Annotated in this window: 21 protein-coding genes and 1 pseudogene; 12 read left to right on the forward strand and 10 right to left on the reverse strand. The window is 59.7% G+C overall.

The genetic code is table 11. The features are described 5' to 3' along the window. Window positions 1–31: 31 nt before the first annotated feature. Complete coding sequence (locus tag J2Y83_RS20580) at window positions 32–1,414, forward strand: sodium:solute symporter (RefSeq protein WP_253397794.1); 1,383 nt, start codon at window positions 32–34, stop codon at window positions 1,412–1,414. Between the two features lie 183 nt (window positions 1,415–1,597). Here the strand turns inward: J2Y83_RS20580 and J2Y83_RS29630 are convergent, their stop codons facing one another. Together J2Y83_RS29630 and ptrR are read right to left on the reverse strand one after the other, a co-directional pair. Further along, on the reverse strand, window positions 1,598–1,720 hold the full coding sequence (locus tag J2Y83_RS29630; protein ID WP_003193089.1) for a PA1414 family protein: 123 nt from the start codon (window positions 1,718–1,720) through the stop codon (window positions 1,598–1,600). Between the two features lie 140 nt (window positions 1,721–1,860). Next, window positions 1,861–2,754: a putrescine utilization regulator PtrR gene (gene ptrR, locus J2Y83_RS20585; protein ID WP_253397796.1), complete on the reverse strand. Its 894-nt coding sequence runs from the start codon at window positions 2,752–2,754 to the stop codon at window positions 1,861–1,863. Window positions 2,755–2,943: 189 nt separating this feature from the next. Between ptrR and J2Y83_RS20590 the strand changes: the two are divergent. Continuing rightward, a pseudogene (locus J2Y83_RS20590) lies at window positions 2,944–3,902 on the forward strand (YbfB/YjiJ family MFS transporter); the annotation flags it as partial. A gap of 85 nt (window positions 3,903–3,987) precedes the next feature. Here J2Y83_RS20590 and J2Y83_RS20595 read toward each other — a convergent pair. Both J2Y83_RS20595 and J2Y83_RS20600 read right to left on the reverse strand, forming a co-directional pair. Further along, window positions 3,988–5,430 (reverse strand): NCS1 family nucleobase:cation symporter-1, encoded by a 1,443-nt coding sequence (locus J2Y83_RS20595; RefSeq protein ID WP_253397798.1) that lies wholly within the window; start codon window positions 5,428–5,430, stop codon window positions 3,988–3,990. A gap of 372 nt (window positions 5,431–5,802) precedes the next feature. Further along, window positions 5,803–6,639, reverse strand: a complete 837-nt coding sequence (locus J2Y83_RS20600) for a CvfB family protein (RefSeq protein ID WP_253397801.1) — start codon at window positions 6,637–6,639, stop codon at window positions 5,803–5,805. Window positions 6,640–6,961: 322 nt separating this feature from the next. Between J2Y83_RS20600 and J2Y83_RS20605 the strand changes: the two genes are divergently transcribed. From J2Y83_RS20605 to J2Y83_RS20615, 3 genes are all read left to right on the forward strand, one after another. Beyond that, window positions 6,962–7,141 carry a hypothetical protein gene (locus J2Y83_RS20605; protein ID WP_003193095.1) on the forward strand — a complete coding sequence of 60 codons (180 nt, stop codon included), beginning with the start codon at window positions 6,962–6,964 and terminating at the stop codon, window positions 7,139–7,141. A 210-nt stretch (window positions 7,142–7,351) separates the two neighbouring features. Next, window positions 7,352–8,074 (forward strand): TorF family putative porin, encoded by a 723-nt coding sequence (locus tag J2Y83_RS20610; protein WP_253397803.1) that lies wholly within the window; start codon window positions 7,352–7,354, stop codon window positions 8,072–8,074. A gap of 65 nt (window positions 8,075–8,139) precedes the next feature. After that, complete coding sequence (locus tag J2Y83_RS20615; RefSeq protein ID WP_253397805.1) at window positions 8,140–9,006, forward strand: DUF6279 family lipoprotein; 867 nt, start codon at window positions 8,140–8,142, stop codon at window positions 9,004–9,006. 32 nt (window positions 9,007–9,038) lie between these two features. Here the strand turns inward: J2Y83_RS20615 and J2Y83_RS20620 are convergent, their stop codons facing one another. Continuing rightward, window positions 9,039–9,428: a transcriptional regulator gene (locus J2Y83_RS20620; RefSeq protein WP_253397807.1), complete on the reverse strand. Its 390-nt coding sequence runs from the start codon at window positions 9,426–9,428 to the stop codon at window positions 9,039–9,041. Window positions 9,429–9,639: 211 nt separating this feature from the next. After that, entirely contained in the window at window positions 9,640–10,986 is a 1,347-nt protein-coding gene (locus tag J2Y83_RS20625; RefSeq protein WP_017845291.1) for a DEAD/DEAH box helicase, read from the reverse strand. A 193-nt stretch (window positions 10,987–11,179) separates the two neighbouring features. Between J2Y83_RS20625 and J2Y83_RS20630 the strand changes: the two genes are divergently transcribed. From J2Y83_RS20630 to J2Y83_RS20655, 6 genes are all read left to right on the forward strand, one after another. Next, a complete protein-coding gene (locus J2Y83_RS20630; protein WP_253397809.1) occupies window positions 11,180–12,469 on the forward strand; it encodes a mechanosensitive ion channel family protein in 1,290 nt (429 codons plus the stop codon). 435 nt (window positions 12,470–12,904) lie between these two features. Further along, window positions 12,905–14,128, forward strand: coding sequence for an iron-containing redox enzyme family protein (locus J2Y83_RS20635; RefSeq protein ID WP_253397811.1), 1,224 nt, complete (start codon window positions 12,905–12,907; stop codon window positions 14,126–14,128). Window positions 14,129–14,140: 12 nt separating this feature from the next. Beyond that, complete coding sequence (locus tag J2Y83_RS20640) at window positions 14,141–14,455, forward strand: Rieske 2Fe-2S domain-containing protein (protein WP_247397386.1); 315 nt, start codon at window positions 14,141–14,143, stop codon at window positions 14,453–14,455. Between the two features lie 8 nt (window positions 14,456–14,463). After that, window positions 14,464–15,645: a hypothetical protein gene (locus J2Y83_RS20645; RefSeq protein WP_253397813.1), complete on the forward strand. Its 1,182-nt coding sequence runs from the start codon at window positions 14,464–14,466 to the stop codon at window positions 15,643–15,645. Window positions 15,646–15,656: 11 nt separating this feature from the next. Beyond that, window positions 15,657–16,874 (forward strand): ATP-grasp domain-containing protein, encoded by a 1,218-nt coding sequence (locus tag J2Y83_RS20650; RefSeq protein WP_253397814.1) that lies wholly within the window; start codon window positions 15,657–15,659, stop codon window positions 16,872–16,874. A 4-nt stretch (window positions 16,875–16,878) separates the two neighbouring features. Further along, window positions 16,879–17,556, forward strand: a complete 678-nt coding sequence (locus J2Y83_RS20655; RefSeq protein ID WP_253397816.1) for a phenylalanine--tRNA ligase beta subunit-related protein — start codon at window positions 16,879–16,881, stop codon at window positions 17,554–17,556. Window positions 17,557–17,593: 37 nt separating this feature from the next. Here the strand turns inward: J2Y83_RS20655 and J2Y83_RS20660 are convergent, their stop codons facing one another. From J2Y83_RS20660 to J2Y83_RS20675, 4 genes are all read right to left on the reverse strand, one after another. Then, window positions 17,594–18,010 carry an Lrp/AsnC family transcriptional regulator gene (locus tag J2Y83_RS20660; protein WP_253397818.1) on the reverse strand — a complete coding sequence of 139 codons (417 nt, stop codon included), beginning with the start codon at window positions 18,008–18,010 and terminating at the stop codon, window positions 17,594–17,596. A gap of 68 nt (window positions 18,011–18,078) precedes the next feature. Continuing rightward, the gene (locus J2Y83_RS20665) at window positions 18,079–18,954 is read right to left on the reverse strand and encodes a carboxylate/amino acid/amine transporter (protein WP_253397820.1); all 876 of its coding nucleotides are present in this window, start codon (window positions 18,952–18,954) and stop codon (window positions 18,079–18,081) included. A gap of 202 nt (window positions 18,955–19,156) precedes the next feature. Further along, window positions 19,157–19,756, reverse strand: coding sequence for an FMN-dependent NADH-azoreductase (locus tag J2Y83_RS20670; RefSeq protein ID WP_253397822.1), 600 nt, complete (start codon window positions 19,754–19,756; stop codon window positions 19,157–19,159). Between the two features lie 151 nt (window positions 19,757–19,907). After that, window positions 19,908–20,222 (reverse strand): 3-phosphoglycerate kinase, encoded by a 315-nt coding sequence (locus tag J2Y83_RS20675; RefSeq protein WP_247397373.1) that lies wholly within the window; start codon window positions 20,220–20,222, stop codon window positions 19,908–19,910. Between the two features lie 49 nt (window positions 20,223–20,271). Here J2Y83_RS20675 and J2Y83_RS20680 point away from each other — a divergent pair, with 49 nt between their 5' ends. Continuing rightward, window positions 20,272–21,195, forward strand: a complete 924-nt coding sequence (locus J2Y83_RS20680) for a LysR family transcriptional regulator (protein ID WP_253397824.1) — start codon at window positions 20,272–20,274, stop codon at window positions 21,193–21,195. Window positions 21,196–21,208 lie beyond the last annotated feature (13 nt).

The following is a 21,208-nucleotide window of genomic DNA, read 5'->3' on the forward strand; positions in this document are numbered from 1 at the left end:
CCATAAAAAAGATAATCGGAGACCCGCCATCATGGCTTTGGATTTATTCGTCGTACTCCTCTACGCCGCCGGCATGCTCGTGCTCGGCTATTACGGCATGCGCCGCGCCAAGACCCACGAAGACTACCTGGTCGCCGGGCGCAATCTCGGCCCGTCGCTGTACATGGGCACCATGGCCGCCACGGTATTGGGCGGTGCGTCCACCGTCGGCACCGTGCGCCTGGGGTATGTGCACGGCATCTCCGGCTTCTGGCTGTGCGCAGCGCTGGGCATGGGGATCATTGCGCTGAACCTGTTCCTGGCCAAACCGTTGCTGAAGCTGAAAATCTTCACCGTCACCCAGGTCCTGGAAAAACGCTACAACCCCATGGCCCGCCAGGCGAGTGCGGTGATCATGCTGGCCTACGCGCTGATGATCGGCGTGACCTCGATCCTGGCCATCGGCACCGTGCTGCAGGTGCTGTTCGGCCTGCCCTTCTGGATTTCGGTGCTGCTCGGCGGTGGCGTGGTGGTGGTGTACTCGACCATCGGCGGCATGTGGTCGCTGACCCTGACCGACATCGTGCAGTTCGTGATCAAGACCGTCGGCCTGATGTTTATCCTGCTGCCGATCTGCCTGTACCGTGTCGGCGGCTGGGACGAACTGGTGGCCAAGCTGCCAGCGTCGAGCTTCAGCTTCACCGCGATCGGCTGGGACACAATCATCACCTACTTCATGATCTACTTTTTCGGCATCCTGATCGGCCAGGACATCTGGCAACGGGTGTTCACCGCCCGTGACGAAAAAGTCGCCCAGTACGCAGGCACCTTCGCCGGTTTCTACTGCATTCTCTACGGCCTGGCCTGTGCGTTGATCGGCATGGCGGCCCATGTGCTGATCCCCGATCTGGATAACGTCAACAACGCGTTCGCCGCGATCGTTAAAATGTCGCTGCCCGATGGGATTCGTGGGTTGGTGATTGCGGCAGCGTTGGCGGCGATGATGTCGACGGCCAGCGCCGGCTTGCTGGCGGCGTCCACCGTGTTGACCGAAGACCTGCTGCCACGTTTGCGCGGCGGCAAGCAGTCGAGCCTGAACATCAACCGCCTGTTCACGATGCTGACTGGTATCGCGGTACTGGGCATCGCCCTGGTGGTGAACGATGTGATCAGCGCCCTGACCCTGGCTTACAACCTGTTGGTGGGGGGCATGCTGATCCCGCTGATCGGGGCGATTTTCTGGAAGCGCGCGACGACCTCAGGGGCGATTACGTCCATGACCCTGGGCTTTGTGACCGCGTTGGTGTTCATGTTCAAGGATGGCTTGGACGCGAACACGCCGATCTACTACAGTCTGGCGGTGGCGTTGGTGAGTTTTGTCGGAGTGAGCCTGTTGTCGCGCCGGCCTGAAACGGTGCCAGCTCGGGCGGCCTGAACAAACACCTGGCCTATCACGTTTTCTTCAGCGGGTGCGACGTCGGATGTCGTACCCGTTTTTTTTGCGTGGCGTACAAGACAGGGTGGGGGCGGGTTTGCTCGCTCCTACACAAGCCCGCGCCTACATTAATTCTGCGGCATTACAGCGGCTGCAATTCTGCGGCATTACAGCGGCTGCGGTTTACCGCCGACGTGGACGACGTTGCTCATCATCCGTGCGAATGGGCACCGGCTGCAGCGGGGGCTCGATCAGACCCAGCGCAACGCCAAGGTCGTGGAGCCAGTTTTGGATTTTCTCTTTCATGATTGCCCCCTTTGAGGGTAGTGCCGGTCGGCGGGAATTCGTTCGCCTCTTCCTACAGATAGTAGCCCTAACTCCTACGTATTGCTTCAACGAAACCACAACGAACTATTACTGAATTGATTCAAATGCCGACGGATCGTTCAGGCAATCGCACAGGCATCTTGCGGCGACTCTGCCTGACCTTCGCGCTGCAGTTCGATCCATGCGTTGAGATTAGCGCCGAGCATACCCTTTCGCCACATCAGCCAGGTGGTCGCAGTGGCAAAAGGCCCAGATAGGGGATGAACGGACACACTGTCCTTGCCTGGCAGGCTGTCGAGCATGGATTCGGACATCAGGGCCACGCCGGAACCGGCGATCACACAGGCGAGCATGCCCTGATAAGACTCAATCTCAATGGCGCGGCCCATGGCCACGCGCTCGTGGGAAAACCACGTCTCCAAACGCCGGCGATAGGAACAACTGCGTCGGAAGGTGAACACCGCACGGCCGGCCACATCCTGGGGACCGTGTACCGGTGGGTGGTCGGCTTCGCAAATCAGCACCAGCTTTTCGTCGCACAAGGGCACACCGTCCAGCGTCGCGAGGGTCAGCGGGCCGTCGACCAGCGCAGCGTCAAGACGCCCGGTGATCAAGCCTTCCAGCAGCTCCCCGCTGGGCGCCGACTGCACCTGCAAATTCACCAGCGGATACGCCTTGTGGTAGCGCGCCAACAGTTTCGGTAAGTGAATCGCGGCGGTGCTGTACATGCTGCCCAGCACAAAGTCGCCGGCCGGTTGCCCGCCTTGCACGGCACCGTGGGCTTCGTCGTGCAGCGCCAGCAGACGGGTGCTGTAGTCCAGCAACACTTTGCCCGCCGGGGAAAGCTGCAGGCGTTGACGTTCACGGACGAACAACTCGACGCCCAGTTGTTCCTCCATCTGCTTGAGCCGGGTCGACAGGTTCGACGGCACGCGGTGCAAACGCTCGGCAGCGCGGGTGATGGAGCCCTCTTCCGCCACGGCCTGGAAAATGCGCAATTGACTGAACTCCATACCTTTCTCCAAAACTGAACAAGTTGATCACTATTATTCAATTTTACAGAACATCAATCCACCTTAGCCTGCACGTCATTCGCTTTCCCGCAGGAAACCTTGCACATGTCGCCGTTGACTCGCCTCCTCGCCAGCTTTATTGCCTTGATGATGGCCATGGGCATTGGCCGCTTCGCCCTCACCCCGCAAATGCCGCATTTGCTGAGCGAAGGACAGATCGACCTGACAGGTGCCGGGCTGATCGCTGCCGCCAACTACCTGGGCTACTTCGTCGGTGCGGTGGATTCAACTTTTGCCCGCAGCCATCGCCATGTGCGCGCCCGTTTGTACGGCGGGTTGTGGTTGTGCGTGCTGCTGACCCTGGCGTCGTACTGGGCCCATGGGTTCTGGCCGCACCTGTTGTTGCGCTTCGGCACCGGCGTGGCCAGCGCCTGGGCACTGGTGATGATCACCAGCCTCAGCCAACCGCTGGCGATTGCCGCCGGGCGGCCACGCTTGGGCGCCCTGGTGTTTGCCGGGCCGGGCCTGGGGATTCTGTTGACCGGCCTGCTGGCGCTAGGCTCGAACCTGCTACGGCAAAGCTCCGCAACACTGTGGCTGGTCTATGGCGGGGTGGCGCTGCTGATGCTGTTGGCGATCCTGCCTTTCCTGCCTCGACCGAGCCTCACTGACGCGCCCATCAGCGGCGCGGACAGCAATGCGAGCATCGCGCACCTGGGCTGGATTTATTTTCTGTTCGGCCTTGGCTACATCATTCCGGCGACCTTTCTGTCACAGATGGCCAGCGCGCAGTTCAAGGGCGCCTGGCAGGCAGACCTGTTCTGGCCATGCTTTGGCCTGGCGGCTGCGCTCGGTGTGGTCGTGGCGAGCCTGCGCCGCAAGGCCGCGAACACAACCCGTCGCTGGCTGATGACAACCTTATGGCTGCAAGCGGCGGGCGTGTTTGCCTGCTTGCTCGGCAACGGCTGGGTCTGGCGCTGGGCGTGTTGCTGTGCGGCGGGCCTTTTCTGGCGTGTATGCAGTTGGTGATGGCGCGCTTGCGGGAGGTGGCGCCTCACGGCTATCAGCGCAACACCGGAGTGCTGACTGCCTGCTTTGCCATCGGTCAACTGAGCGGCCCGTTGCTCGCATCGGTGAGCAATCACCTGAGCGACGGCCTGCAACCGGCGCTGGTAATTGCCGGTTGCGGGCTGTTATTGGCGGGCGCGGGGTTGCTGCGCCCCGCTACGACGGTCAGCCAGCAATCAGCGGCGTTGGCACGCGAGCTTGTTCGCGTCGAGCGAGCACCAGCAAAAACAGCCCACCCAGGAAACAGCCGGTAAACCAGGCGAAGTTGGCCATGCCCTGCAATGCCGGGGTGAACGTGATCGCGACGCCCACCAGCGTCGCCGGCACCAGAGCCTTGACCGCCATCCAGTTCACGCCACCGTCGAAGTAGTAGCGCCCGCTCGGGCTGTCGTCGAACAGCGCGTCTACGTCGATCTGCTGTTTTTTGATCAGGTAGAAGTCCACCAGCAGAATCCCGAACAACGGCCCGATAAACGCGGCGAGTATGTCCAGGGTGTAGTGGATCATCAGCGGGTTGTTGAACAGGTTCCACGGGGTGATAAAGATTGAAGCCACCGCAGCAATCATGCCGCCGGCGCGCCAACTGATTTTGCTCGGCGCAACGTTGGCGAAGTCAAACGCCGGGGACACGAAGTTGGCGACGATATTGATGCCGATCGTGGCCGTGACAAAGGCAAAGGCGCCCAGCAACACGGCCACGCTGTTGTCGATACGCGACACGGTGGCGATCGGATCGTGGAGCATTTCGCCGAATACCGGCAAGGTGCCCGAGACGATCACCACAGTCACCAAAGAGAACGCCAGAAAATTCACCGGCAGCCCCCAGAAATTACCGCGACGCACGTCCTGCATACTGCGGCAGTAGCGGCTGAAATCACCGAAATTCAGCGTCGGTCCGGAGAAGTAAGACACCACCAACGCCGTCGCCACGATCACCTGGCCAAAAGCCTGCCAGCCCGACAGGGATTTTTCCGCCAGGGTAAAGCTGATATTCGCCCAACCCGCCTTCCACACGATCCAGCCGGCCAGGGCGAACATCACCGCATAGACCACCGGCCCGGCCCAGTCGATAAAGCGCCGGATAGACTCCATGCCCGCCCAGAATACGGCCGCCTGCAACACCCACAAGCTGAGGAAACCAAACCAGCCCAGGTAGGACAGGCCCGCGAAGTGCGGCTCTGCATACACGGCCATCTGTGGGAAAAAGCGCAGCACCACGATGATCAGCGCACTCGACGCCAGATACGTCTGAATCCCGTACCACGCCACCGCGATCAAGCCACGTATCACCGCCGGAATATTCGCACCGAACACCCCAAACGCCAGTCGGCAGATCACCGGGTACGGTACGGCCGCTTGCTGGCTCGGCTTGGCCACCAGGTTGGCGATCAATTGCACGATGCAAATGCCCGCGAGCAATGCAATCAGCACCTGCCAACTGGCCAGCCCGAGGGCGAACAGGCTGGCAGCGAAGACGTAACCGCCGACGCTGTGGACGTCGCTCATCCAGAAGGCAAAGATGTTGTACCAGGTCCACTTTTGCGGCAGTGGGCCCAGGTCCTGGTTGTACAGGCGCGGGCTGTAGCCTTTAGGCAATTGTTCGGTCATCGCTGGGCTCCTCGAAATACCCGCCTGCGCTGCCGTAACGGGATGCATACGGAAGGCGGCACGGTTTGTATACGAGAGAGTCAGCAGAATGCGCGCCAATGGCACACAATCCCCACGGGACGGGGTGCCAAAGGATGTATCGAGAGTTAGATCGGTGTATACCGCTCAGCAACGGTGCACGCCTTAATCCTGTACACAATCACTTGCACACCCGTTGTGCACACAGGTGCCTGACTGTGCACTAGGCGGCGCTGAGGAATGTGGCCACGTTGCTCAGGTCATCTGCGCCGTAGGCCGACAGAACAAGGATTTACGGGTCATCGGCACAGCTTCTGTAGGAGCGATTTGCGCCTACAGAAGAGCAAACCGCACTCAGCTCAGTTCAATGCGATCGGCATGAATCACAATCTGGCCCTGCTTGTAGAGCGCACCAATGGCCTTCTTGAAGTTGCCTTTGCTGACGCCGAACAAGTTGCTGATCACCGCCGGGTCGCTTTTATCGCTGACCGGCAAGCTGCCGTTGTTTTCACGCAACTTGGCGAGGATCTTCGAGTTGAGGCTGGAGGCCGCTTCCTGGCCAACCGGCTGCAGGCTCAGGCTGATATTGCCGTCGGCGCGGATTTCCTTGATAAAGCCTTTCTCTTCCTTGCCCGGGCGCAGGAACTTGAACACTTCGTTCTTGTGGATCAGGCCCCAGTGCTTGTTGTTGATGATCGCCTTGAAGCCCATGTCCGTGGCCTCGGCCACCAGCAGGTCGACTTCCTGGCCCACCTCGTAGTTGGCGGGCGTCTTGTCGAGGTAGCGGTCAAGACGCGCGGTGGCGGTGATGCGCTTGGTGTGTTTGTCGAGATAGACATGCACCACGCAATATTCGCCAGCGGTCAATTGACGTTTTTCTTCCGAATACGGCAGCAACAGATCCTTGGGCAAACCCCAATCGAGGAAAACACCAATGCTGTTGACTTCGACGACTTTCAAACTGGCAAATTCGCCAACTTGAACTTTGGGTTTTTCAGTGGTGGCGATAAGTTTGTCATCGCTGTCCAAGTAAATGAATACGTTAAGCCAGTCTTCATCTTCACTGGGAATATCTTTGGGGATATACCGATTAGGCAAGAGGATTTCACCGTCTTGCGCACCATCCAGGTACAAACCAAAGTTAGTGTGTTTAACCACTTGCAAACTGTTGTAGCGCCCGACTAAAGCCATTTCCAATACCCTCATTGCGTGGGCGGCATTCTACCCGAGTTGCGCCCTGCACGCGCGCGCGCCTGAAAAATCGCGGGCTCGCATGGCGTTCTACTGGCTGCGCCCCGCTCGTCTGATCAGTCGGCTGAATTTTGCAGCGCTTGCGGCGCCCGGCAGGCCGCGTGGTTTCGAGTTAAAACAGCAAGTTAGGGGCTTATTTCGACGACAAACTTTGCGTGTTTCGGCCATCACAGCAAATACCAGAGGATATTTACCAAGCAATTGTCAAGCATTTCCTGTACTATGCCTGGCCAAGTTAATTTTCTACAGGTTAGTGGCCGCCATGCGCGTAAAAGCATCCAATAGCAAAGCAAAGCCAGCTCCCGCCGTCGAAACCAGCGAGTCGATCAACAGCCAGATCGCTGCGTTCCTCAAGTCCGGTGGCGAAATCCAGCAGATTGCCAAGGGCGTGAGCGGCCAGACTTTCGGCCCGTCCAAGCAGATCAGCCTGGGCAAGAAGTAAGCTGACGGCGCAATACACCTGGTCCCTAAGCGTCTTGCCAGCAAGGCGCTAGGACTAGAGTCCGAAACACCCTCTTGCTTCACCCCCTGCGCCACAAAATCGACGAACGGGCCTCAGCGCCTGGCATTCGCCGGTATGCTTGCACGCGTCTAGCACGGGCATCCGCCTGATTTCTTCCGTTACTGCTCCTCGCTTTTCATGGAGTGAAGCATGCTCAAACCGATTATTTTCCTGCTCAGTGCCCTCGCCGCGAGCCCACTGGCCGAAGCGCAAATTTTCCAGCGCGAATTGGGCGACTTCGATCTGAAATTGGGCACCACGCCCAGCCGCAGCATGGCCCAGGGCCTGGTCAAGCCGACCTCGCCGGGCAGCGACGCCTTCCACGGCGGCCTCGACCTGAGCCACGACAGCGGCCTGTACGTCGGCCAGTTCTCACCGAACATGGGCCTGTCTTCGGCGAGCAACCTTGAAATCGACTCGTACCTGGGGTTCAAACACCCCTTCGACCAGACGCTGGGCTACGAAGTGGGACTGATCCACTACAGCTATCCCTCGCTCAGCCCCCTCGACAGCCAGGAGTTCTATGGCGGCCTGAACCTGCTGGGCAATCGCTTCGGCGCGTCCTTCAGCAATGACCCCGACCGCCAGGACAGCACCCTGTTCGCCGACCTTGGCGGTACACAACCGTTCGGCATCGGCGTCAGCATGAAGTACACCACGCATCAACTGGGCAGCCCGGTCTCGGTGGACGGCGGTTCGATCCGCAGTTTCAGCGACTGGTCGGTGCAATTCTCGAGGGCGTGGATGGGCGTTGACCTCGACCTGATCTACAGCGACTCCAGCCTCAATGGCGGCGACTGCTCGGCCTACTCCGGACACAATTCGCAATGCGATGGGTTGTTGACCCTGAAGGCTGCGCGGACGTTTTATTGATGGGCTGAACTGTCGCACCCAGCGCGGGTTCACATGCATCACCCCCTCTGCGCAAGGACCTGCCCATGTTGCATCGGCTCACATTTCTGCTGGTATTCGTGATCGCGAGCCTGGTGCTTGGCGGCTGCAACCGTGTGGGTTTGGCCTATCGCAATCTCGATGTGATCATCCCGTGGACCCTCAATGATTACCTGGACATGAACGCCGGGCAGAAGCGCTGGTTCAACGACACACTCCAGCAACACCTGGCCTGGCATTGCACCACGCAGTTGCCAGGCTATCTGGACTGGCTCGACCGCCTGCAACAGATGGTCGACAACCATCAGGTCAGCGACAGCGCCTTGCAGAGCCGTACCGGCGAAGCCAAACAGGCGGTTAACGAGATCGCACGCGCGATCACCCCGTCGGCGGTCCACTTGCTGCGCGGGCTGGACGACCAGCAGGTCAAGGACATGAACGACGCCCTGGCCAAAGACCTGCGCAAGCGCCAGGACGAATACCTGAAACCGCCCCTGCCGCGACAGATCCAGGCGCGTGCCGAGCGTATGAGCAAGCGCCTCGATACGTGGATCGGGCCGCTCAGCGCCAGCCAGCAGCAACGCGTGACGGCTTGGTCTGCGGAGCTGGGTGACCAGAACCAACAGTGGATCGGCAACCGCGCCCGCTGGCAGGCGCAGTTCATCGACGCCGTGCAACAACGCCACGACGCCGACTTTGCGCAGAAAATGCAACAATTGTTGGTGGACCGGGAACGTGCATGGACCCCGGAATACAGGGAGGCTGATGCCCAGACAGAAACAGCAGCGCGCAGCCTGATCGTGGATCTAATGGCGCAAAGCAGCGTACAACAACGCCAGAAATTGACGCACAAAATCGCAGGCGTGCGCAGCGATTTCAAGGCGCTCAAATGCCTCAACGCCGCCGCTGACTAGAACGTGGGAGCAAGACTGCTCCCACATGCTCTTCAGGCAATCGCCGCCTTGGACGCCACGTCATCAAACGTCACCGGTTCCAGCGCATCCACCTGCTCATCCAGCACCTCACGCGGGTGAGCGTTGCCCGGTATTGAGCTGTCGATCAAGGCCAGCAATTGGGCACCTCGCGGCGTCAGAACAAAGTTCTCACCACTGCCACCCTCGTCCTCTGGCCGCGACTCGATAAACCCGCGCTTGAACAACAGCGCTTCGTAATCCGCAGCGGTCTTTTTCAGCGCATCCAGATTGCCGGTGGACTCGCCCGCCGTGGCCTTATCAGCGGCTTCCTCCTCGGCGTATTTGCGCGGGGCAAAGCTGCCCTCGCCATTCTGCACTTCATGCAGCAGACGCTCGATCAGATCCCAGTTGTAAGTCGTCATCCTGATTCCTCCTGCGGGCCAAAGGAAAGTAACCCGTCTAGAGGTGTGACACGCGACGTCACTGGCCGTTCAGCCGAATGGACAGGCGTCATTGCGCTGAACTTTCCAGACGTTCGCCGCCTCACCTGAGCGGAAAGAAGCTGCGACCAATGCAAAAACCGAAGGCAATAAAAAACCGGACAACGTCCGGTTTTTTTGTAGCGGCCCGGCCTTACTCGGCAGCTGGCGCTTCCGGCTTGCGGCGCTTGAGTGGCGCCATGCCGTCCTTGCTGACCAACGACAGGTTGTCGGTCTTCGGCCGGTTGGCGATCTTGCGCTTGGTCGGCGACTTGGCGCCGGCTTTTTTCTTGTCACCCTTGCCGTCGACTTTTTTCTTCTTCACGCCCACGGCCTTGCCCGACGCCTTGACCTTCTTCGGCCCGGTGTAGGTGCCTTTGACTTCCTTGATGGTGCGGCGCTCGAACGACTGCTTGAGATAGCGCTCGATGCTCGACATCAGGTTCCAGTCGCCGTGGCAGATCAGTGAGATCGCCAGGCCATCGTTGCCGGCACGCCCGGTGCGGCCGATACGGTGGACGTATTCGTCGCCGCTGCGGGGCATGTCGAAGTTGATGACCATGTCCAGGCCGTCGACGTCCAGGCCGCGCGCGGCGACGTCGGTGGCGACCAGGATCTTCACCCCACCTTGCTTGAGGCGGTCGATCGCCAGCTTGCGGTCCTTCTGGTCTTTCTCGCCGTGCAGGACGAACGCTTTGTAATCCTGCGCCACCAGGCGGCCGTAGATGCGATCGGCCGCAGCCCGGGTGTTGGTGAACACGATGGCCTTCTGATAGGTCTCGTTGGCCAACAGCCAGTTGAGGATCTGTTCTTTGTGGACGTTATGGTCAGCGGTGATGATCTGCTGGCGCGTGGTCGCGTTCAGGTCGCTGACGTTGTTGACCTGCAGGTGCTCGGGGTTGTTCAGGACCTTGGCAACCATGTCGCGCAGGGTCGAACCGCCAGTGGTGGCGGAGAACAGCATGGTCTGCTGGCGATTCACACATTCAGCCACCAGGCGCTGCACGTCATCGGCAAAGCCCATGTCGAGCATGCGGTCGGCTTCGTCGAGCACCAGCACTTCGACTTCCTTGAGGTCGAGGTTGCCGGCGTTGAGTTGCTCGATCATGCGGCCCGGGGTGCCGATGAGGATGTCCGGGACCTTGCGCAGCATGGCGGCCTGGACCTTGAAGTCTTCGCCGCCGGTGATCAGGCCGGACTTGATGAAGGTGAACTGCGAGAAACGTTCGACTTCTTTCAGGGTCTGCTGGGCCAGCTCGCGGGTCGGCAGCAGGATCAGGGTCTTGATGCTGACGCGGACTTTGGCCGGGCCGATCAGGCGGTTAAGAATCGGCAGGACGAAAGCGGCCGTCTTGCCACTCCCGGTTTGAGCCGTCACCCGCAGGTCACGCCCTTCGAGCGCGAGCGGGATGGCCGCTGCCTGCACAGGCGTAGGCTCGACAAATTTAAGCTCGGCCACGGCTTTGAGCAGGCGTTCGTGCAGGGCGAATTGGGAAAACACGGGTGCTACCTCGAAGAATTACAAAATATCAGCTGCATAGGGTAACGGTTTCGGGCGTCCAAACCGAGTTTCTTTACGCGAACAGGGCTAATCAGCTGCTTTTTTGTTAAGGCGTTTGTCCGTAACGCCAATGTTGCGGCACTTAAATGCTCTAATCGCCCGGTCTTGTCTTACAGAAGAATCGGTTTCACCCATGGATATCAAACAGCTCTGGCTCAACGTCAAAGACCTTTGGAGCGCCCTCGACGAACATCCCCTGCTGCATTCCAGCCTGGGCTTGCTGGTGCTGCTGGTGGTGGCCCTGTTGCTCGGACGGGCGGCGCGTTACCTCATCCTGCATGCGGTCAAATTGCTCGGGCGGCAACCGGCCCTGCACTGGCTCAACGACCTGCGCCACAACAAAGTCTTCCACCGCCTGGCGCAGATGACCCCGTCGCTGGTGATCCAGTTCGGCCTGCACCTGGTGCCGGACCTGAGCAAGACCGCAACGCTGTTCATCGGCAACGTGGCGTTGGCGTTCACCATCCTGTTCATGGTGCTGGCCATGAGCGCGCTGCTCAACGCCCTGCTCGACATCTATGCGCGCACCGAACACGCGCGTACCCGCTCGATCAAGGGTTATGTGCAGTTGGCGAAGATGGTGCTGTTCGTGTTTGGCGCGATCATCATCGTCGCCACCCTGATCGACCGCTCGCCACTGTTGCTGCTGTCCGGCCTGGGTGCGATGTCGGCGGTGATCTTGTTGGTGTACAAGGACACCCTGCTGTCGTTCGTCGCCAGCGTGCAGTTGACCAGCAACGACATGCTGCGGGTGGGCGACTGGATCGAAATGCCCCAGGTCGGCGCCGACGGTGACGTGGTGGACATCACCCTGCATACGGTCAAGGTGCAGAACTTCGACAAGACCATCGTCTCGATTCCGACTTGGCGCCTGATGTCCGAGTCGTTCAAGAACTGGCGCGGCATGCAGGCGTCCGGCGGGCGTCGGATCAAGCGCAGCCTGTTCATCGACGCCAGCGCCGTGCGCTTTCTGCGCGACGATGAAGAAGTCCGCATGACCCAGGTCCACCTGCTCACCGACTACATCAGCCGCAAGCAGGCCGAACTCAAGGCCTGGAACGAAGCCCAGGGCCAAAGCGCGCAGTTGTCGGCCAATCGCCGGCGCATGACCAACCTCGGCACCTTCCGCGCGTATGCCCTGGCTTACCTGAAAAGCCACCCGGACATCCAGCCGAACATGACCTGCATGGTGCGTCAGATGCAAACCACCGCCCAGGGCGTGCCGCTGGAAATCTACTGCTTCACCCGCACCACGGCGTGGTCGGATTACGAGCGGATTCAAGGGGATATCTTCGATTACCTGCTGGCGGTGCTGCCGGAATTCGGTTTGAGCCTGTACCAACAGCCAAGCGGCACTGACCTGCGCAGCGGGCTGTTTGCAATGACGCAGAACGCCACCGCCGCGCAAGCGCTGGAGAACTGACACCGCGCACGGTGAGGGGCTCGCTTGCCCCTTGCCTGTTGGATCGCCCCCCAGCGCCAAATCAGGCCTTGCGCTACAGGCCAAGCCTGCCCGGCAAATAGCTGACGAACATGTTTAGTTGCCACCCTCCGCAAAATCAAACCCACGTAGCAACAAAGAAAACTTCACCTATACATTTAGTGAATTTCACTATCCAGGCGCCCGATTTTTAATCTGTTTTTAGAAAAACCAAAGCTATAGCATCTGGCCATCGAACAACTCTGTGAGAAGGCGTTACTTATGTTATGGACAACTAAGCTTTCAGATGATGCGGCACACTTTGTATTAAGTTCGGATGCGGAAGCGCTGACTCACTACTGCAGTGCAACTGGCTTTTCTCAACCTCGCGACTTTTATACCGACAGCCCTTACCAGCGACCTTCAAGGCCGCAGGACGTGACCGATGCAATTATCAGCACCCGCCTGACAAGCGACCAACTTTCACACAGCCAGCATCTTTTGGCGCAACGCTTGTTATTGAACATCTATGAACAAGACTTGGTCTTTTTACCCAAGCCGCCCATGGCACTGGATCTCAAGGCATTCAAGAATTTTTATGATCCGCAGCATGCCGCGTCCGGTAAAAAGATTCGTCCGCTACTGGAGCAATACCTCTACAACTGGCTCAAGGAAGAGGTTCACATCAACGGTCCCTGGTGCCTGGACTCCTTCGTCGCCCACACCGACAAGGTATTGGACGATGTGGCCCGGTCCGACTCCAAGCTCCATGAAGTCCTGACCACCAGCCGCCATCCCGAACGTGCTGCGCGGTTTTTCATGACGCAATGCGCCGGCGACTTCCTCAGTGAAGCCTCGGCCATGGCGCGCAATGTGCTGGGTAACTGCGGCGTGTACACCAGTGAGCTGTTCAAGATCCTGATCGACGAATACGGCTACGGCATCGACAAGAAGAAGCACAGCACCATTTTTGAAGACATGCTCAAGGACATGAACATGTCCCATCACGTGCATCACTACTGGCAGTTCTATACCCCCGCCTCGCTGTCGCTCACCAACTACTTCCATTACGTGTCGGCCAACCATGGCGAGCTGTTCCGCTATATCGGCGCCATGTACTACACCGAAGCCACACTGGCCCTGACCACCCAGCATCAGTCACGCGCTATCAAGACGATCTTCAACGGCGCGGTCTCCACCGAATACTTCGATGAGCACTCACACATCGATGTGCATCACGGAAGAATGGCCCTGCAACGCCTGATCCTGCCGATGATCAAACAATTCGGCAACGCGATCATCCCCGACCTTATCCGTGGGTTTGAGGAGTTCCGGTTACTGCAGGACATCGCCGACGATGAGCTTTATGCCCATATCAAGTGGCATGACGAGATGGATGAACACCGCGCCCACGCCAGCGCCCTCCATGGCCGCAAGCCGGTGGACCTGACGATCACCGAGCCTGAACACGAGCTTTCGGTGCTGCACACCCACCCCAATGACGAACTGTTCTGGGTCGAATCCGGCGAGCTGGATTTTGTCGCCAGCCCCGAACTGACCGTGCGGCTCAAAGCCGGGGAAGGCGTGGTGATTCCCAAGGGCATGCTGCATGGCACCTGCATCGTCAGCCCCTCCTGCACCTACACCGTCACGGCCATTTGAGGACCCCGCCCCATGAAAGCCATCAGCCTGAACCTCAGCCATACCCACTATGTGGCGGTGGACGGGAAAACCTACTTTCTCAAGCGTCATGCGCATTCGACTCAACTGCTGCCGACAGCCTGCCCCCATCGCGGCGGCCCGCTGCACATGGGGGAAGTGACGGGTGACGGGCAAAGCGTGATCTGCCCCTGGCACGACAACGCCTACAAGGTCTGCAACCTGGAAAAGAAGTCGCTGCCCACCGTTCGCGTCAGAAACCAGATCAGTACCGTCATCGGTGACACCGAGCGATGCGTACCTCTCCTTAAACTCTCTCGTTACGACTGATGGTGCCCATGAATAATAAATCGACCCTTGCTGCGTTTTATTCGATCGTGACCCTCTTCACCGGCCTGGACATGGCGATTGTGATCGCTATGGTCTGGTTCGGGCTGGAGACCACCGGCTCGACGTTCCTGGTGGGCGCCACCTTATGCGTAGCGACCGTAGTGCCGTATTTGTGCGAACAGTACATCGGCAAGTTCTTCACCATTGAACTGAGCATGAAACGACTGCTGTACATTCGCCTGACCGCGTTCGCCGCCGTGCTGGGGCTGTCGTTTACCGACGCGGCGCTGTTGCCGATCGGTTTCCTGGCGATTGCCTTCGTGGTGGGAGTCACCGACTACTTCACCATCAGTACCCTGGAATCGAAAAACACCAAGCTGGTGCTGGCCGGGCTGACCAACAGCGACACCTCGGCGCGCTTGATGCAAACCTCCATCCAGATCGGGGCCTTTGGCGGTGCGCTGCTGGGCGGCGTGATTGTGGATGTGTTCAGCGTCAACCAGACCCTGCAGATCATCAGCCTGGGGGCGATCCTGTCATTGGCGGCGATTCTTTTTGTGGCGCCAACCCCCGTCGCCGATACCCCCGAGCAGGCCGCCGACGGCCACACGGCGCAGCCTCTGCACCTGCCGCGCAACCTGTACATCCTGATCATCGTGTTGAGCATGATCGGCTTCCATATCGGCGCCTTCAACAGCCTGGTGCCCATCGTGTTCCAGAAGCTCAACGAATGGAACGCCACCCTGTTTGGCGTCGCCAGCGGCCTGGCCGGCCTGGGTGCCTTCAGCGCCGCAGTGCTGCCACGGATCAAGCTCAACAGCTACAGCGCGATCCTGCTGGTGATACTGGCCGACGTAGCAATCGTCTATTTCCATAACCTCTACGTGATGATGGGCGCCGCCTTCCTGCTGGGTTTCTGCATCAACAGCCTGCGCATCCAATTGCGTAAAACCCTGATTGAGTCGGCGTCCAACGCACGGATCGCCGACGTGATCGCCGCCAAAAGCTCGCTCTACTACCTGCTGGTCAGTGGCTCGGCGCCGATGATCCTGACGTTTTTCACCACCGCTGCCTTCCTCGGGCTCGAAGGTGCGCGCGTGCTGATGATCGTCTCCGCCGCGCTGTTGGCCGCTGCCGTACTGGCGTGGAACCTCACCCCTGCCGTCGCGGCCACCGCCACCACCGAATAGGAGTACCTGCTTTGGAAACCGTACTGATCGTTGACCCGTTCTCCACAGGCAAACTCTACGCGCCCTTGCTCAAGGCTCAGGGCGTAAGGTGCATTGCCGTGATTTCCACCGACAGCTTGCCCAAGCATTTCACCGATGACCTGATCAGAGAAAACTTCGACGCGGTCTACCACTGGGAAGAGGGTTTGCTGGAGATCCTCGAACCGCTGTCGCTGAGCGCCGTGATCGCGGGTTGCGAAACCGCGATCTACCTGACCGACTACCTCACCGAAGTCCTGCGTATTCCCGGCAATAGCCGCATCACCAGCGACCTGCGTCGCAACAAGTTCTCGATGCAGCATGCCCTGAAAAAACACGGGCTGGCGAACATTGAGTCGCAACTGCTGAGCTCGCCGACGCGCATCGCAGAGGTGGTTGCCACGCTGAAGGACACCGCCACCTATGTAGTCAAGCCGCTCAATTCCGCCGCCACCGAAGGCGTGGTGTTTGCCCAAGGCCGGGCGGGCGTCGAAAGTGCCTTGAAGAATGCGGCCTGGCAGCGCAAAAACGACCTGGGGGAAATCAACCTCGGCTTCATCGTGCAGCCGTTCGTCTCAGGCCCGGAATATGTGGTGGATATGGTCGCCTTTGACGGCGTGTACATCATTGCCTCGGTGTGCAGATACACCAAGGTCCAGAAAAACGGCAGCATGTTTGTCTACGAAAGCCTGGACACCCTCGATCCCCGCGCCGAGGAACTGCAGCCGCTGACCGACTACGCCCGCCAGGCCGCTGCGGCGCTGAGCATCGAGGTCGGCCCGATTCATATGGAAATCATCTGGTCTGCAGACGGCCCGGTGATGATTGAAGCCGGCGGCCGCTTGCATGGCGGCATCGCACCGCTGTTGTTTCAACAGGTGTACCACCCCGACTTGCTGTCGCTGGCCATCGACAGCTACCTCGGCCGCCCACGCCCCCGCACGGATGCGGTCAGCCAGATCAGCCACGGCCGGATCGGGTTCTTCTGCTCCGATGAACAACGCACCTTCGCCACCCCCTCGTCGCAGGCCTTGCAGAGCGTGATGGAGGACGAGGCCTATTGCGGCCACCGCTACTTCATCGACGCCGGCGATACCACGCCGATCACGATCGACTTCGCCACCTGTCCGGGGCTGTTCTGGCTGCAACACCTTTCGGCACCGCAACTGGACATCAGTACCGCCAATCTACGTAAAAAACTGTGGTGTTAAGGCAATGAAAAGTCGTTTAATCATCCGAAAATCAGCCAGTGATCTGGGCATCAACAATGCGTGCGCGGCGGTTATCGAAGACATTACCGTGTCGGACGACCAGAGCTTCGTCAGCGTCCTGCAAAGTAACCTCAATCACGTTGCGTCCCACCTCAACGAACTGGACTCCAACGTCATTTACGACGGCTTTGCCAAGCAACTCAAAAAGCTCGGCTACGAAAACACCGTCAGCGCCAACGAGAAACTGTTGCGGCGCTTCATCGCCAAAGGCGTCCACCCCATCAACAACATCGTCGATGCCTATAACGCCGTGGCGATCCGGCATGGGGTCAGCATCGGCGTACACACCTATCATCAGCGGGATGATATTTACGTCATGCGCTCGCAGGCCCCCAGGGCTTTCCGACCATTGTTCGCGAAGAAGGACATTACGATTCCGGCGGGCGACATCGTCTATACCTGCGGTGACGTGCCCCTGGCGAGCATCGGCAAGGTCGACGCCGACGCCCATGACTTCAGGCTGACGAAGGACTCGTCCAGCCTGCTGGTGGTGGTGCTGGGGCACGACGACACGACGTTTGCCTTCAACCAGGCCGTCATCGAAGAGTTCGTCGACACCCTGCGCCAGCGAATGCCGGCCTTGAGTCATCACTTTCTCGAGACCGTACACGATCACGCCTGAGGCTGATGCCGCGTAGCCGTTGCCGAAACAGCAGCGGCTAGCGCCAGGCCTTGAGCACCGGGTTGACCACCACCTCGCGCACATGCTCGATCTTCAGCAGGTTGTCCTTGAACACCATCAGCTCTTCGAAGTTGCGGTATTTGACCTCGAGCATCATGTCGACGTCGCCGAACAGCGAGTAAGCCTGAACCACTTCGCGAAACTGGTAGATCTTCGGAAACACCAGGTGACAGTTGCTGCCATTGAGCATGAGCATCAGAAACGCCGACTGCTGGGCTTCTTCATCTTCAGCGACGTTGATGGTGAAGCCGAGGATAATGCCCTTTTCGATCAGTTTTTGAACCCGCGATTCGACGGCGGTTCGAGACTTGTGAACTTGTCGCGCCAACTGCGCCAGGCTGACCCGGGCGTCGTCCTTCAAGGCCGCTATGATCTGTTCGTCAACCTTGTCCACTCTGCCGCCCCCACACTTTTCTTTTCGATAACAGACTTTCATTCCCGCTCACGCATGCCCAGGGCCTATTACCCCGCAGACTGTACGCCTGCTTCGGGTTTTATGCCCAACCGACTGATCCACACCGCGCCCAGAATCACCAAGCCGCCCAGCGCCAGGCGGCCCAGCGGCTCGTGCTGGTTCCAGATCAACAGGTTCAATAGCAGCCCCACCGGCACATGCAGGTTGTTCATCACCGCCAGGGTGCCGCCGTTGACCAGGCACGCGCCCTTGTTCCACCAGTACATGCCCAGGGCCGTGCTGACCAGCCCGAGGAACACCAGCACGCCCCACTGCAGCGGCGCTTCGGGCAGGAAATCGGCCTTGCCGAACACCAGGAACGCCGGCAACACCACCAGCAACGCGCCGAGGTAGAAGTAGCCGAAGCGCCGGTAGTGCGGCAGATCACTGGGGTAGCGCGCCACCAGATGCTTGTACATCACTTGCCCGGCGGCGTAGGTGAAGTTGGCCAGTTGCAGCAGCAGGAAGCCCATGAGGAAGTGCGGGGTGATTTGATCGAAACGAATGAGCGCCGCGCCCGCCACCGCGACCAGGGCGGCGACCAGTGCCCAGGGGTTGAAGCGCCGGTTGAGGGCGTCTTCGATCAGGGTCACATGCAACGGCGTAAGGATGGTGAACAGCAGCACCTCGGGCACCGTGAGCACGCGAAAGCTCAGGTACAGGCACACGTAGGTCACACCGAATTGCAGCGCACCAATGAACAGCATGCCGCGCATGAAGGTCGGCTCCACCGAGCGCCAGCGCGTCAGCGGAATGAACACCAGCCCGGCCAACAGCACGCGCACCAGCACCGCGAAGTAGCTGTCGACGTGACCGGCAAGGTATTCGCCGATCAAGCTGAAGGAAAATGCCTGTATCAGGGTGACAACCAGTAAGTAGCCCATGCGCGCCTCGTATCGAATGGGCGGGACATTAAAGGTTTTCGGCGGTTCACGAAACTCGGGGCAAAAAAAACCCGACCTCGCTAGAGCGGCAGTCGGGCAGGAGCACTCAGGAGCAACAAGTGCAAAGGGAGGTTTTTACGCGGACTTGAAGGGTTTGCGTGGGGAGATATAAACACCCCGCGATTATCTGACGATTAAAGGATCACGCGACTTGCGCCAGCAACGCCTTGGCGTGGTTGATGCCTTTTTCCTGGAAGTCGCCGCTCAGGTTCACCCCTTCGGCGTGAATGAACGTCACGTCATGAATCCCGATAAACGCCATCACCTGACGCAGGTAAGGTTCCTGGTGATCGGAGCTTGCACCGGTGTGAATCCCGCCCCGGGCGGTGAGCACGATGGCCCGCTTACCGATCAACAAACCCTGGGGGCCGGTGGCGGTGTACTTGAAGGTCACACCCGCGCGCAACACATGATCCAGCCAGGCTTTGAGGGTGCTGGGGATGGCGAAGTTGTACATCGGCGCCGCCATCACCAACACGTCGGCGGCGAGCAATTCGTCGGTCAATTCGTTGGAGCGATCCAGAGAGGCCTGCTCGCTGGCGTTGCGCTGATCCGCCGGTTTCATCCAGCCGCCGAGCAGGTTGGCGTCCAGGTGCGGGAGCGGGTTGAGCGCCACGTCGCGCACAGTGATCTGATCCGCCGGGTGAGCCGCCTGCCACTGGCTGATGAACTGCCGAGTCAGTTGGCGGGAGATCGAATCCTGCTGGCGGGCGCTGCTTTCGATGATCAGAACGTTGGACATGGCTGCGTAGGCTCCATCTGTAATTGCTGTAAGTCGATGGAGGAAAGATTAACCAGAGCCAATTCGATAAAAAAGCGCAAAAAACTGCTACAACCCATCTAGAAATTTGTTTATAAGCGGAGTATTCCTGTAGACATGCTCCGCTGCTGCTTTATTTCGGGGCACAGGCCAGGGCGATACGCATCTTGATGATTGCGCGGTTGAACTTGGCGGTGGTGTTGGTGCTCTTGCCCGCCGGCACGCTGACAGTACGGCGACGTGGCGCTTCCGGGCCATTGGTGAAGGTGACGGAACACACCGCGTCGTTGGTCCCGTAGTTGTTCAGTTGGATCGAACTGATGTCACCGTCCACGTCGGACGCGGTGTAATCCACGCTCACGCCGTCGATTTTTTTTGTCACGTCGATCGGGTAGGCAAACGCGCTTAACGGCAGCAGCGCCAGCAACACACAACATAATTTTCTCATTCGGCAGTCTCCAATAAGGACTGTCAGCTTAGGACAAGAGGAGCTCATCTTGAAAGCGCCCCGCGTTACCCTCGATCAATGGCGCACACTGCAAGCCGTGGTCGACCATGGCGGCTTCGCCCAGGCGGCCGAAGCGCTGCACCGTTCACAGTCCTCGGTGAGCTACACCGTGGCCCGCATGCAAGACCAGCTCGGGGTGCCGCTGCTGCGCATCGACGGGCGCAAGGCCGTGCTCACCGACGCCGGCGAAGTGCTGTTGCGCCGCTCCCGGCAACTGGTGAAAAACGCCAGCCAACTCGAAGACCTCGCCCATCATATGGAACAAGGCTGGGAAGCCGAGGTGCGCCTGGTGGTCGATGCCGCCTACCCGAATGCGCGCCTGGTGCGCGCCCTGACCGCCTTTATGCCGCAGAGCCGCGGCTGTCGCGTGCGCCTGCGCGAGGAGGTGCTGTCGGGCGTTGAAGAGCTGTTGATCGAAGGCGTGGCCGACCTGGCGATCAGCGGCTTCAGCATCCCCGGTTACCTCGGCACGGAGATGAGCAACGTGGAGTTTGTCGCCGTCGCTCACCCCGAGCATGCCCTGCACCGTATGAATCGCGAACTGAGCTTCCAGGACCTGGAAAGCCAGATGCAAGTGGTGATCCGCGACTCCGGGCGCCAGCAGCCGCGCGATGTCGGCTGGCTCGGCGCGGAACAGCGCTGGACCGTCGGCAGCCTCGCCACGGCGAGCAGTTTCGTCGGCAGCGGCCTGGGTTTTGCCTGGTTGCCGCGACACATGATCGAGCGCGAACTCGCCGAAGGCGTGCTCAAGCAGCTACCCTTGGAACAGGGCGGCAGCCGCCACCCCACGTTCTACCTGTACTCGAACAAGGACAAACCCCTGGGGCCGGCGACGCAGATCCTCGTGGAGCTGCTGCGCACATTTGACACCGCGCCCCTGGATGCGCCTTTCGCCGCCCCGCAGCAAGCCTGAAACGGAGTTCATG

Source organism: Pseudomonas marginalis, from assembly GCF_024169655.1.
GTDB lineage: Bacteria > Pseudomonadota > Gammaproteobacteria > Pseudomonadales > Pseudomonadaceae > Aquipseudomonas > Aquipseudomonas paraveronii.

What these genes read in the sequence shown, in the direction of transcription:
- J2Y83_RS20580 (WP_253397794.1), top strand. Translation starts at nt 32, where the DNA reads ATGGCTTTGGATTTATTCGTCGTACTCCTCTACGCCGCCGGCATGCTC.
- J2Y83_RS20665 (WP_253397820.1), bottom strand. Translation starts at nt 18,954, where the DNA reads ATGGGCTACTTACTGGTTGTCACCCTGATACAGGCATTTTCCTTCAGC.
- J2Y83_RS20670 (WP_253397822.1), bottom strand. Translation starts at nt 19,756, where the DNA reads ATGTCCAACGTTCTGATCATCGAAAGCAGCGCCCGCCAGCAGGATTCG.
- J2Y83_RS20615 (WP_253397805.1), top strand. Translation starts at nt 8,140, where the DNA reads ATGTTGCATCGGCTCACATTTCTGCTGGTATTCGTGATCGCGAGCCTG.
- ptrR (WP_253397796.1), bottom strand. Translation starts at nt 2,754, where the DNA reads ATGGAGTTCAGTCAATTGCGCATTTTCCAGGCCGTGGCGGAAGAGGGC.
- J2Y83_RS20605 (WP_003193095.1), top strand. Translation starts at nt 6,962, where the DNA reads ATGCGCGTAAAAGCATCCAATAGCAAAGCAAAGCCAGCTCCCGCCGTC.
- J2Y83_RS20630 (WP_253397809.1), top strand. Translation starts at nt 11,180, where the DNA reads ATGGATATCAAACAGCTCTGGCTCAACGTCAAAGACCTTTGGAGCGCC.
- J2Y83_RS20655 (WP_253397816.1), top strand. Translation starts at nt 16,879, where the DNA reads ATGAAAAGTCGTTTAATCATCCGAAAATCAGCCAGTGATCTGGGCATC.
- J2Y83_RS20640 (WP_247397386.1), top strand. Translation starts at nt 14,141, where the DNA reads ATGAAAGCCATCAGCCTGAACCTCAGCCATACCCACTATGTGGCGGTG.
- J2Y83_RS20675 (WP_247397373.1), bottom strand. Translation starts at nt 20,222, where the DNA reads ATGAGAAAATTATGTTGTGTGTTGCTGGCGCTGCTGCCGTTAAGCGCG.
- J2Y83_RS20645 (WP_253397813.1), top strand. Translation starts at nt 14,464, where the DNA reads ATGAATAATAAATCGACCCTTGCTGCGTTTTATTCGATCGTGACCCTC.
- J2Y83_RS20595 (WP_253397798.1), bottom strand. Translation starts at nt 5,430, where the DNA reads ATGACCGAACAATTGCCTAAAGGCTACAGCCCGCGCCTGTACAACCAG.
- J2Y83_RS20620 (WP_253397807.1), bottom strand. Translation starts at nt 9,428, where the DNA reads ATGACGACTTACAACTGGGATCTGATCGAGCGTCTGCTGCATGAAGTG.
- J2Y83_RS20610 (WP_253397803.1), top strand. Translation starts at nt 7,352, where the DNA reads ATGCTCAAACCGATTATTTTCCTGCTCAGTGCCCTCGCCGCGAGCCCA.
- J2Y83_RS20600 (WP_253397801.1), bottom strand. Translation starts at nt 6,639, where the DNA reads ATGGCTTTAGTCGGGCGCTACAACAGTTTGCAAGTGGTTAAACACACT.
- J2Y83_RS29630 (WP_003193089.1), bottom strand. Translation starts at nt 1,720, where the DNA reads ATGAAAGAGAAAATCCAAAACTGGCTCCACGACCTTGGCGTTGCGCTG.